This is a genomic window from Flagellimonas alvinocaridis (assembly GCF_965248585.1).
Taxonomy (GTDB): Bacteria; Bacteroidota; Bacteroidia; order Flavobacteriales; family Flavobacteriaceae; genus Flagellimonas; species Flagellimonas alvinocaridis.
On record NZ_OZ252111.1, the window covers coordinates 2200023 to 2213096 of the forward strand.

Genomic DNA, 13074 nt, shown 5'->3' on the forward strand with positions numbered 1-13074 from the left:
TAGGGTTCAAAATAGTCTTTTGTTAGATCCCATTCAGTTTGTCAAGTCTAGAAACTTACCATGTAAGGCCACACTTTACGCATTCATTTAATAATATGTAGATACAAGCCGATATGCATGGCCTGTATAAAAATATGATATATACTTATGAGAAAGCAAATTGTTACAATCATAGCATTATTGGTGTTGATTACTTATGGTCAATCCCAGACAACACTTTTGGAACAGGAATGGGCGACATTTCACCAACACATGCAATTTAAAACGGACGCTAAGGTCGAGTTCCGGTTTTCGGCCAACCTAAAAGGACAACGAGGGAGTGAAAATAGTTCCATGTCGATATGGTTCGAAGCAAAAGACTCTGATGGCAACAGTCTCTTTGCCGAATATAGCGCAGCTGAACAGATGGGGGAACAGGATTTTGAAACCATATCCATTGAAGGTCCCATGGACGAAAATATCTATGAAATTGCTTTTGGTGGGTTGGTCGTTGGTGAAGGGGAATTCCTTTTTGATGATTTCAAGTTGGAAATTGGGGACGGTTTGAGGGGGTTCATCAACTATCCTTTGTTGAACCCAAGCTTTGACAAACCTTCCAATAACAACACCATTCCTGATTGGTTCACTTCCATCGACGGAACGGAGACCAATGTAAATATCAAAGGTTATACCCTCGAAACCATAATGGAGGACAATGGCAATGTTTTAAGAATTATCGGAAAGAATCTGAAAAGGGACGAATCTTTTCTTTTGTATCCGCACGAAGGGTATTCCCCTCAAATTGGTTCCCTTGTTGCTATGATGGAGAATTTGAAGGAGCGGGTCATCAATATCGTGAAGGAAATGTCCCAAGACCAAATCGACCATTTATGGGATGAAAATGCAAACTCGATCGGGGCGTTGATCTTTCATTTGGCGGCGGCAGAGAAATATTATCAAGTGATGACTTTTGAGAATAGAACATTCAATAAAGAAGAAATTGCGTTTTGGCAAGCAGCACTTGATCTTGATGAACAAGGTAGGTCTAAGATCAAGGGCCATGATGTTTTGTACTATTTGGAACTCTACGAGAATGTCAGGGCACATACATTGGAAGAATTACATAAAAGGGACGATGAATGGCTGTTACATACACCACCGGGGAGTATAATGAACAATCATTATAGTTGGTTTCATGTCATGGAACATCAAGCAGGGCACTTGGGGCAAATCAAAATGCTTAAGAAAAGATTGCCTAAGAAGGAAGAGCCTATTATCCTAGAGGACCAATTGAAAGGATAGTGTAAAGAGAATGGCGTAATACACCACCCTATCTGGAAAATGGGGCGCAATACCCATCCCATCCACTTAAACATTAAAAAGTCTAACCCATCCCATTCTCTTGAAATCCAAAATGTTGAATTAAACAGGAGCCCGGTTAGCTATTGAATTGAAATTGAATCCCTCAAAATATTTAGTAACCCATTAATCAGAAACAATGACGAATAAACTTAAAGTCAATACCAGGATTTGGTTTGGTTGGCACAGTGCATTTACGAAAACAAAACGGCCAAAAGGTATCAAGAAAACAAAATGAAAAATCAAACAATTAATTCTATTCATAAATCATTTAACAACAACATGAAAAAGTACACAATTAGTCTAATCGCAAGCGTGGTATCAATTGCGGGCATCGCGCAAAATTCAAACCCTAAAATTGACAGAGATCTTTTGAAAACGGGAAAAGCTGTAATCATTAACTCCGAATATCTAAATAAGGTCCAAGATGACCATACTTCAGAGTCAATCAAGGAATTTCATCTTCTGGTCTCCTCATTGGATATAACGAAGACCAAGAGTTTTGATAAACGAAAGTCACTCTTTGAAATTGTCTGTAAGTCTGATAAAGGCTCCATAATAGCCTTTTATAATTCAAAAGGAGAAATTGAAGCCACTTATGAAAATTTCGAAAACATTGCCCTTCCCAAAAAAACGATGATCAATATTTTGAAAGATCATCCTGGCTCGACCATTATGCAAACAAAGTCCAGTCTTAATTATAGCAAGGATTTTGGATTGCAGAGACAGTATCGTGTTCTGTTATTCAAGAATGAAGACAAAGAATGGGTTAAATTGGATGCGTCATAGGCATCCAGTTTAATCCAAAATGTTCTAGAAATAGTAACATTTATCAAACACAAGAGTTTTCCTGAGCTAGTAAGTAGTGATTTTTCTAATATAAGGATATCTCGAACAAAATGACAACACCTTTGTCAACTGTATCGGAATCTTTGGGTTTGAACTTTAGTCAAAACTATTTCAGACATTATGCGTGATAAGAAGTAAAAACGGCAATAAAATTATTTAAAATTGAATATACTTTATAAATTGAGATGTGACCGATAAACAATCGTGCATATTAAAAATATCTTAGATCAAGTCTTCCACTTTTCTATGTGCCTAGAGTTCGTCCACTTCCAGTATGTCATAAGTTCAATAAAACGGTGCCTTAAAAACCATAGTCTTGAAATAGAAATCGGAATAAAAGCGAACGCAACGAAGTGGAGTGCTGCAAGCCCCATATCTTACCCTTAACTAATACTACTGAGTGAGGCAATTTAATCCATTAATCTGATATAATCTTCTCATCATTTGACGTAATCCAATGGTCTGTTGGGCTCTATTTTATATCGTTCTAATCTCAATTCTGTTTCCTCAAGATTCAGGTAACTCTTTCCAAAACTGTTCTTGTCCACCGGCTCCTTTCTTTGTTCTACCGTTTGTTGATTGTTTTTCCATAGGTTCGATTTTGTTTTTTAGTGAAATTGCGTCAATTTTTTCGTCAAAAATTTCCAGTGTTTACAGGGCCTGCCAAAGGGTTTACTGTAGATTTCGGAAAAGTCTACTGTAGCCCCAGATTTTACATAGTATTCCAAAATCAATTCAACAGACTGGTTTTCAAATTGTTGAAGACCCGAAAACCACCGTGATGGCGCAATATGCGCATCACCCTCTTGCTATTCGTTTTTTCACGCGAGCGTGAAAACCCAAATACCTTTCTTTGGTGTGCCGAGCCATCAACAAATTCAGTGGTTATTATTGATTAGAAGTTGTTGATTAAACATATCTTCCAGAACACCATAAAAACCAAATAGAAGCCAAACTCAAACGTTAAAGGAAGGACTTGGGACAAAACATACGATGTGCATTTATGAATGGCTTTTCAGAATTACAAATCAAAAGTCAAGATTTCCAAACTTTTCCATATTGTCATTTGAATCTGAAAACTTCGAATCCAGAATCGTTTCTAGACCACTCATATCTTCACTGATTTTCTTATCCAATACTCTTGCATAAACTTGGGTAGTGGCCAATTTTGTATGCCCTAATATTTTGGAAACCGTCTCAATGGGCACCCCATTACTTAAAGTAATAGTTGTGGCGAAAGTATGTCTGGCCACATGGAAGGTTACATTTTTTGTAATGTCACATGCATCTGCAATTTCCTTTAAATAACTGTTTAATTTTTGATTGGATATTCTGGGGAACAGTTTTTCAGAATCCCGTTTAGGATGATATTGATATCGTTTAATAATAGACAATGCTGGGCCTACCAATGGAAGCTTAAAGCTATTTTTGGTCTTCATCCTTTTTGTACTTATCCAATACTTTCTATCTATCCCCAATACTAGGTTATCTTCAGACAAGTCCATGATATCGCAATAAGAAATGCCCGTATAGCAACTAAAAACAAATAAGTCTTTCACAATTCGTAACCGTTCAATCCCTGTAAAATAATCTTGAATTTTTTGAAGCTCCGATAAAGTCAAAAACTCTCTTTCCTTTCTTTCCATCCTGACCTTGAACTTTTGAAATGGATCTTTATCTATCCATTCATTGTCAACGGCTATCCTAATCATTTTACGTAGGCGTTGAATATGCTTCATAGCTCCATTGTTTGAAAGGTTTGCATGATGGTTAATGGGATGCAGTTTTCGTAAATATGTTTCAAACCCAACAATAAATTGATGATTGAGTTGTGATAATCTGTAATCATCACATTTATATTGCTTTTTGATATACCTTAATAAGTACTTTTGACAGGTCTTGTAATGACTAAGAGTAGCCCTGCAAAGAATATGTGCATTATGCGTATTGTGATACTCGAACAAATTCTTTAAAGTAAATTCACTCACATCTTCTCCAAAATAGTGAGCCTTGACCATCTGTGGAGTTATATGGGGCGTTCTAGATCGAATTTCACGATAGCATTGGAATAGTTCTGTTTCAACTTCCATCAGATAAGTATTAATTTCTTGAGCTTCTTTTGTTCGCCCCAGAACCTTCGACCCCTTACTGTCCCATATCTCTTTTGGGATAATATACTTTAAACTCATGTTTGCCCTTTGCGAATCAACGGTTATACGGGCATAAATCTTAGCGGTGTTGTCACTCCTCCGGGAAGTGCTTATCCAGAAACTGATTGAAAATGTAGACCGGGTTCTCATAGGTTTTGTTTTAAATTGAACGAAAATCACCTACGAAAGTCAAATACTAAGTGGTTGTAATATAGTTAATTACATGCTTATTCGGTTAACACTTTAAAGAAAATATTTTGCTAACCGAATTACAAACCAAAACATACCATTTCAAACCAATTCAAATGGGGCTCCTAAAACATTAAAGCCTTGCAAATCAATAAGATATGCAAGGCTTTGTTTTTATTTAAACTCTTATAGTGATCGCGGAAGGATTCGAACCTTCGACCGTCTGCTTAGAAGGCAGTATTTATAACATAATATATATGTTTATCAAATACTTAAATGGAATTTAAAAGTATAAGGTCGGGAATAAGTCGGAATATTTTATTTATTATTTATAATAGACCTGTGTCCCTTCAATATCTAAAGGGTCATATTAAAATCCTAGATTGAATTGTTTATTTGAACTTTATTTTATCTCAGTTAAAAGTTGAGTCTAGTTTTTTGTTCTTTCAAACACGCCATTTCTCATACTCATTTCTTTGAAATTCTTGACGTAGGACCTAAATGTAATATGGTTTTCATCAATCACTTCTAATAACTCTATAATCATTCCTCCATCACCGTTCACCATTTTCATTTCATCTGTGAGTTTCATTTTACTCTTATCAAATTTTTGAACATAGCTACAATCACTTATCCATTTTACGGTATAGTAAACTTCGTCTCCATATTCATTGGTTTCAATTTGACTTGAATCGGTTCTATTTATGGTGTAGTATGATTCTGAATCTTCGGACATAAATATTTTATATGAGCCTAATTTGAAATCAGTACAACTTTTAGATTCATAATCATATGAGGTGAAAGAGGTTAATAAAATCAAGTAAGGGAGAATTACACATTTCATGGTATCGTTTATTTGAACTTTGGAATTGTTTTATTGGCCAAAACCTGCTTAATGTAATTCGATATTTTGTTCATTCCCTCACCTACAGCAGTATCGACATTTGAAATTATCACTGCTGTAATTTTATCTTTCTCAAAATACATCAACTCACACTGAACTCCATACCAACCACCAGTATGGCCAACAATGGTTTGTTCCCATCGTTCATCCACTGAAATCCCAAACCCATAATTTGTATAATATCCTTTTACCAGTGGTGACATCATTTTTTTAGTCAAAGGTTCAGAGATCAATCGATAATTCTTCAAAGCTTCAAAAAACATATAAATGTCATTGACGGTGGAATAATAAAATCCAGCTGGATTGGCATACCCAAGATAGGAATCGTTCTTGCTTAAATGGGCGGATTCTCCAAAATAGCTGGTATATCCACTTGCCTTGTTTTTGACAATGGAGTCTATCGGTATGGCAATTGTATTTTTCATCCCAGCCTTTTTAAACAATTTATCTTTCATGTATTTATGATAGCTCTCACCATTCAGTTTTTCAATCAAGAGACCAAGAACAACATACCCCGCAGCACTGTATGAATATTTAGATCCAGGGGTAAACAAAAGTGGCTTGGATGCAAATAGCGGTATATAGTCCTTAGGAGCCTTTAGGTTTAATTTCCCCATATCTTTAAAATCATCCACTAGAAAGTTGTTCAATCCAGCAGTATGGGTCAAAAGTTGAAATGCTGTTACAGAATCACGAACTGTCTTGTTGGGATAATCTGGCAAGTACTTACCTACTGGCATATCTAAGTCCAATAGACCTCTATCTACCAATTGAAGAGCTGCCACAGCGGTCATTGTTTTTGTTATTGATGCTACATTGAAAAGTGTATTGACATTGTTTTCAACTTCATATTCAATACTTGAATAACCATATGCCCTTTCAAAAAGAAGACTGTCCTTTTCTGCTAAAAGTATTACGCCTGAAAACTCTGGATAGGAAATACGGTTCAAGTAATCAATAATACTTTCTTTATTCTCCTTGCTGGCCTGCGAACTTGCAATTTTGCCCAACAATAAAAAACAGATAAGGTAGAAATATTTTCTATGCATATCGTTTTATTGAACTTTTATTAGGCTTCTTGTCATCATCAATAATTTGAGCGGTTTACTGAGTACTGATGTGACTTGCCATTTTCATCTATATACACATACAAAAACAACTTTGTATTATTTGTTAATCCAGAGAATTTATACCATTTATCATTCTCTAGAAATCCGATTCTTTCAACTTCATTTTTGTTATCCATCCTAATCCATTTCCAATCATACTCTGAATCAAAATTTACTTGTTTTATTTCTCTTTCGCCAAAATGCGCTCTGTAATGGAACGAAGAACTACCTATAAAATCTTTATCATTTAAAAATCCTTTGTCTAAATAGTAATAGACAGAATCATTAACTACCGATACTTCTTGTATAGTCAACCCATTTCGTCCTTCCTTTGGGTCTGGACTCCAATTTTCATTTAAAATTTTATCCTTTGTAATTGTTATCGGATGATTTCCACAAGCAGAAAATACAATTAATCCTATTGAATATATTATAGATTTCATCAAAATGAATTGCATATTTCTCCTAGTTTCCTCAATCGTTTATTTGAACTTTTTTACTTGCTATGAAGTAATGAATTTTTAATATTGTTCCTTTCCAGAGAAAATTCATTCCTTTCACCATCAAGGTAACTTATTAGCTGGATAATGGTTCTCTCTAATCTTTCAACAGAATTGGTTTTATCATTCATCATTTTGCCGTAAAGATGGACAGCAAGTCTATCCAGTTCCTTTGTATTTATATTTTTTAGTTTAATCGACCAGTTTGAAAATGGGAGTTTCAACGTTTCTTTAAGTGTAAGATTACCTTGAGCTATCAATGCTTTTTCCAACTCCTTTTCACTGGGTTCCATATTACCATTGCCCTCAATTAATCTTTGAAGAAAATCAGCAAATGACTCTATAAGTATCCCTAATCCTCTTTCAGTTGATCCCATTCATTAATAGTTTACTTGGACTATTGGTTATTTATTATACACTTCTAATTATCAAAATCAGCCCCCAAAGAAGAAATATTATGGATATAGCCCATATGTTTACAAAAGCTTTCCAAGATCCTAATCCATGCTCACTCATTTTGAAAGACTCCTTTTTACCATATTGATAGTTGAAAATTAATATCCCACATACAATCATAAAAATACCTGTTATTAAAGGGTATGAATCTATTAAATTTACTAGGAAGTCTTTAAGCCTTTCCATCCAATCGTTTATTTGAACTTTATTTCTCTTTCCTTACGTTTTCCATTTCTGCAAAAATGGTATCCATTTTCTTTTGAATATATTCAAGTTGATGTGGAGTGGCAAACTCTGAAATTCCATTTCTCCAATAAAAACTTACATCATGATTTTTCTTATGAACTAGCACTTCAATAGGAACCCCTCTTTGCATGTCCATAAATGAAAAATCTTCTGAATCCTCTAGAATTAAAGAGTCATTTACAAAATATTCATATTTGATTTCTTTCAAGTAAGGATCATCCAAAATCGTTTTGGTCTGCTTTGCAGAAATAATAATTCCTTGGGTCTTGTAAAATTCACTTTCATCATATTCTTCAAATGATTTTTCACGACATGAAAACATCAAAAAAAATGAAATATATACGATTAGTGATTTATTAGACATCAAGATCGTTTATTTGAACTCCAATGTTATATATTTCAACCAAGCACTAAGTATATCAGAAAAATCATTGCAATAAAAGATAAACCATAAATCCAGATCCAAAGACCAAGTTCAAAGAACTTCTTAAAGGTTGTTTTCATGACTTTCTCATAAATTGATTAGTATAATTAATCATTGACATTTGATGAACTATGGTTAAATAAGCTATCTAAATAGTATTTCTATGATTGGGATTAATATGAAAACTAAAACCAAGATACCAATCAAACCATTGTTTAATCTATGTCCCATCTCATCAAAATAATCCGGATTATCCGGGCCATATAGATATTCCCTCCATTTATATTTTGGTTTGTTAAAGAGAGTTCTCCAAATGGACCCCCAAATCCATCTTGCACCTGCCTGCTCCGATGAAATTAAATATTGCTCTAACAAACCTTGAACTCATTTCTCATTTATTTGTATTTCATACCTGTTTTGCCTTCAGACTTATCAGAAATCTTGTCAACCTACCTAAATTGGAAAGCATTAGGTATCCAATCAATATGTTTATGCCAGAGACAAACCATCTGAAATAATCCAGAAAATCGGATAAGCCTGGTGCCTCAAATGGACTTAAACCAGTTGCGGAAATTTCCTTTTTGAAACCTAGATAGCAATAATGGAGAAATTCAGGCAAGTGGTCTAGAATCATAAAACCGCCAATAAAGATCAGTGCAATTTTGACAATCTCTAGACTTCCCAAATTGCCAAACTCTATTCTGTCATCATCAAATCCTTTATCCAATTTGAGCACTTCAATAACATTATCAGATTTTCGAAGTAGAAATAAAAACAACAATATCATTAATACGGTGGATCCAAATATGATTAGAATTGGCCACATTGAAAACTCAAAGGTCAAGTAACTTATATTAGAAGGAATAAAGTTGAATATTACCAGTAATAATAGATAAAGGGCAAATAATCTAATTACAATCCGGAAAAAATCTCTTTTGGTCATAGTTCGATTTTTAATTGCAAAGTTGAATGCTAAATTTAGATTAAAACAGTATCGTGCAATCTTAGCTTAAAAGTTAATATGGATTAACTTTTTATTCAGAGTCAGCATTTACGATTTCGAGGCTCTCCTGTAGTTTCTTATGGAGCACCAAGATTGCAGCCACACTTTTTTGGTCTATTCTATGACAGTTTAGAGCTGCATTTTCCATGGAACTCATCATTCTATCTAATCCTCCATTTTCAAATATATTGCCTGTTTCCAGTTTAAATTTTCCATCTTCAACAATAGCATTCCTTAACTCATCCGGGGTATCAATGTTGGGCATAGGAACAAAATTGATACTATCCAAAACCCGTATTTCTTCATTTAGGGCAGCAATGGACTGTTTTATATTATGCATAAGGGCGTTGATTACCCCGTGGGTTATTTCTCCCTGTGCCTGAGCTTCCTGTAATTTCTTATATATTGCTGATTTGGTTCCTGCAATCGCCCGATAAACCCTTACAATTCCTCGATGTTGTTCATAAAGACTGAATAAAGTGGTTTCTTCCCCAACTTTCTCAGCAAGCGCATAATGAAAAGCGCAAAAGGTGTTATCCCATTCTTTAAATGATTCTTCAAATAGTTTTTCGCGTTGTTGCAACAAATAATTATAGCCTTGTTGTAAATTCTTTTTCCCGTAGGTGATTCCATGTATCGAAAAGGTACTATCCTTTGTGGTCCCTTCAGCAATCTGTTGCGCCTTTAACATCAATGCATCCAATTCAGCCACAGGTTTTAATCGTGATGCCAAATCAGCTTTTATTCTTGCCAACATAGATGCATCAATCGACGTTACTTTTTTGGCGGCCTGTTTAAGTTCTAGTGGCCCTGGAATCTGCATAAACCTATTTTCAAAAGTATTGCTATATTCCCCAAATAATTCGCTTCCCAAAGTTTCTGCTTTGATAAAATCTTCAAAAGCTTCCGTGGTGATATAGGTTTCAGGACTCTGGTTCAAATATTCTTTATAGAGCAATTCGGTCATTTTTTCCTGCAGTTGCTTCTTTTCCCCAAACAAAAGCCATGGTGACCGTTGGTCTTCCTCGCAAGCCACATAGGGTACTTTGGCATTATTTTGACGTTTATCATTTGGAGGATGACTGGCATACATGCTGACCTTTGACACCTCAGAGTCCAAAAAGTATAGTTTTCCACCTCTTGGATCTTCTGGCAAATTGGACAACAACTCTAATAGTTCCTTGTCCTTTCGTTTTATGGCCATACCGTTATGGAGGTACAAATTCCGAACAAAATTCTTCTTTTGTGAAGCCAAATGTGCGTGATTCAGGGTACTGTTCCAATGAGTTACTCCCCAATCCAACTTCCATAGCGCCGAGATGATGGCATCGCTCCCAGATGTACTTACTGCCACCTTGTCTGCGTTGAACTCCATTTCCCTTGAAAGGGATGAGTACATGATATTAAGGAATTGGTAAAATAAGATTAGTATTTGACGAATTATCCAAATTATGGGGGTAATTACCCAGGCAGCGGCTGAAAACCGAATATCTGAAGCTCTCCACTGATCCAACAGATCATCCCATTTATCCCGGGCAAAAATCATATCATGTATAATAGTATTGGCTGAAATAATATAACTACCTATTTTCATACTGCTTTGGGCAAAATGACCAAATTCGTGGCTGATCACTGCCTTGAACTCAGAAAGATTAAGACAATCCACCAATCCCATTCCAATGGTAAGCTCCTTGCGTACAGGAAGAAAAAGACTCAACCACATATTGGTATACGATACATATGCATTGACATCTGGATCAACATAAATAGATTTGGGCTTTGGGGCTCCGGTTTCTTTGCAAACCTGATCTACAAAACCGTAGAGTTCAGGATGTTCTTCCTTTACCAGTTTAATACGGTTATAGGGCTTATGGTTCTTAAGTTTTAAAATAAACTTCAATGTGAACACAAAAAGCATTGTGGCTCCCGCAATAGCGCCCACTTTCATTAAAATAGTGAGCTTATTGATCATTCCCATTTCATAGGTTACGGCATAATAAAGCAAGTACCCCAATGAGACCACTAAAGCCGCATAGAGTATAAAAAAAAGTACAATTGAAAGGATTGCCAGAAAGGCTTTAAACCGATAGGATGGAGTTAAACTTGTTAATTTTTTGGCTGAAAGAACGGGACTTTTGGGGTAGTACGTGGTAGTCATTGAAAAGAAAGGTTCGGTTTTAATGAAATGAAAATAAAAAAAACAAGTATTTTACTACAAGAAATAAGCTAAAAAACTTCTTTTTGGGTTAAAAACAACCATGCTTGTTTGAGCATTGATAGTATGATAAGAACAGTTTATTTGAACTATCCTATTATTTCCAATCTGGTTAAAAATTACCATTTAAAATCAGAACCATATCGGCAAGTAAAATATCATGATTATTATCGCACCTATGAAACTAAAACCAACTCCATAATATGGATAATCTCCATAGCGATTTTTTTGTAAGGAATTTTTATCCATAAAAGGTCCAATACTTCTAAATACTCCAAAACTCATTTTGATTCTTGTATCGTTTATTTGAACCCTTGTTTCTTCAGTACTTGCTTCCACATTTCTGATTCAGCAAACTCTTTGATTGTTTGATTGCGTTTTTCAAGTAATACCTTCATGTATTTTTTTAAAAACAAACGATCAGCCAAATTTCCCAAAATTCCTAAAGGAGATTTATACTCAAAATAGTCAATCATCAACGTACCGCGATCAAGCTTTTTAAATTCATGCCTATGACTAAAGCTTTTAAAGGCTCCTTTTACCATTTCATCTACAAAGTAATCTGGTCTTTCAAATTCAATGATTTTAGATGTTAGGATTTGGTAAATTCCGAAATGTTTGGCTCTCCAAGTCACCCATTCACCGTCACCGATGAGCCCAGAAACCTTTCCTCCAATTGCTTCTTCCTTAGTATGCTCAGTTGAAATCTTATGTAAATCAATACTTCTTGATAAATCAAAAACTATTTCCTTATCAGCTTTAATTTCAGTTTTCAATTCAATCTTCGGCATTGTTCATTTAAGTTTGGATATCCTCTGCCTCATACTTTTTCATGCTGTACTCAAAACGTAAAACTCTCAAGTTCCATAAAGTTAACGTTTGTACGGCAGCTATTTTTCCATTATCGCTGGTCATTACCAGTTTATCTTTAAATGATCTGATGAATTTAGCCCATAGTTCTCCTTTTGAGCCTTCTAGTAAAAAGTAAAATCCGCAATCACCAATTTGTTGTCCCGATGACTCCAAGATTAGGTCACCTTTCTCACTGACCCTAGGAGTTAAAATGACTGTTGCACTTCCATTTGGTAAAGGAAAAATTGCTTTTATACATGCCTGACCTGAAGGAAGTTTACAAGTTTCATATACTCCTGAATATACTACTTGTCCCGTTGTCTTAAATGATCTGAGCCAGATTGTCCGTTTTAGTTCATTCGTTTTTCTATCAAGCAAATGGATTATTTCGCTTTTCAATCCTTTAGAATCTGTAATATTTTGAATAGGAACATTTAATTGTTCTATTCTTTTACTAAAAATCATTCTCAATAAAATGCCAAAAACCTTGAAGAATGGATTCCACCTAACTTTTAACTGAAGGTCATAATTCGATGTTTTTTCATAAAAGTCAATAACCGGTTGGGACAGGGTTGCCAATTCACTTTCAGGTAGATTGAACTGATCTATTGATTGGATCAAACCTCTTTCTTCTGTTTGGTCATCAACAACCAAATTTTCCTTCTCCGCTAATTGTTTTATAAATTTTAAACCAATACCATTTGTTCTACCAAAAGGGCCAAGTAGCCATTGGTAATTTACTCTGTCAATTCTATGGCCAAAAAGAATGACCCACTGTTGTGTGATCCGATCTTGAAAGGTTTGTTTTTTATCCGGTGTTCCCATTTATCCTTAAAATT

At 34.9% G+C, this 13074-nt stretch carries 12 protein-coding genes; 2 read left to right on the plus strand and 10 right to left on the minus strand.

The features are described from left to right. Positions 1-147: 147 nt before the first annotated feature. The gene (locus ACP14V_RS09940) at positions 148-1281 is read left to right on the plus strand and encodes a DinB family protein (protein WP_272610384.1); all 1134 of its coding nucleotides are present in this window, start codon (positions 148-150) and stop codon (positions 1279-1281) included. Positions 1282-1620: 339 nt separating this feature from the next. Next, a complete protein-coding gene (locus ACP14V_RS09945) occupies positions 1621-2127 on the plus strand; it encodes a hypothetical protein (protein WP_272610385.1) in 507 nt (168 codons plus the stop codon). A gap of 1088 nt (positions 2128-3215) precedes the next feature. On the opposite strand, the gene ACP14V_RS09950 is transcribed toward ACP14V_RS09945, so the two are convergent. The 10 genes from ACP14V_RS09950 to ACP14V_RS09995 form a co-directional block, all read right to left on the minus strand. Further along, positions 3216-4487, minus strand: coding sequence for a site-specific integrase (locus ACP14V_RS09950; RefSeq protein WP_272610386.1), 1272 nt, complete (start codon positions 4485-4487; stop codon positions 3216-3218). Between the two features lie 469 nt (positions 4488-4956). After that, the gene (locus ACP14V_RS09955; RefSeq protein ID WP_272610387.1) at positions 4957-5262 is read right to left on the minus strand and encodes a hypothetical protein; all 306 of its coding nucleotides are present in this window, start codon (positions 5260-5262) and stop codon (positions 4957-4959) included. A gap of 116 nt (positions 5263-5378) precedes the next feature. Next, on the minus strand, positions 5379-6479 hold the full coding sequence (locus tag ACP14V_RS09960) for a serine hydrolase domain-containing protein (protein ID WP_272610388.1): 1101 nt from the start codon (positions 6477-6479) through the stop codon (positions 5379-5381). A 38-nt stretch (positions 6480-6517) separates the two neighbouring features. Continuing rightward, positions 6518-6982, minus strand: coding sequence for a hypothetical protein (locus tag ACP14V_RS09965; RefSeq protein ID WP_272610389.1), 465 nt, complete (start codon positions 6980-6982; stop codon positions 6518-6520). A gap of 53 nt (positions 6983-7035) precedes the next feature. Beyond that, the gene (locus ACP14V_RS09970; RefSeq protein ID WP_272610390.1) at positions 7036-7416 is read right to left on the minus strand and encodes a hypothetical protein; all 381 of its coding nucleotides are present in this window, start codon (positions 7414-7416) and stop codon (positions 7036-7038) included. Positions 7417-7700: 284 nt separating this feature from the next. Further along, complete coding sequence (locus ACP14V_RS09975; RefSeq protein ID WP_272610391.1) at positions 7701-8105, minus strand: hypothetical protein; 405 nt, start codon at positions 8103-8105, stop codon at positions 7701-7703. Positions 8106-8571: 466 nt separating this feature from the next. Further along, complete coding sequence (locus ACP14V_RS09980) at positions 8572-9108, minus strand: hypothetical protein (protein WP_272610392.1); 537 nt, start codon at positions 9106-9108, stop codon at positions 8572-8574. A gap of 91 nt (positions 9109-9199) precedes the next feature. Continuing rightward, positions 9200-11326, minus strand: coding sequence for a M48 family metallopeptidase (locus ACP14V_RS09985; RefSeq protein ID WP_272610393.1), 2127 nt, complete (start codon positions 11324-11326; stop codon positions 9200-9202). A 359-nt stretch (positions 11327-11685) separates the two neighbouring features. Then, positions 11686-12174 (minus strand): SRPBCC family protein, encoded by a 489-nt coding sequence (locus ACP14V_RS09990; protein ID WP_272610394.1) that lies wholly within the window; start codon positions 12172-12174, stop codon positions 11686-11688. A gap of 7 nt (positions 12175-12181) precedes the next feature. Then, a complete protein-coding gene (locus ACP14V_RS09995) occupies positions 12182-13060 on the minus strand; it encodes a hypothetical protein (RefSeq protein WP_272610396.1) in 879 nt (292 codons plus the stop codon). Between the last annotated feature and the right edge of the window lie 14 nt (positions 13061-13074).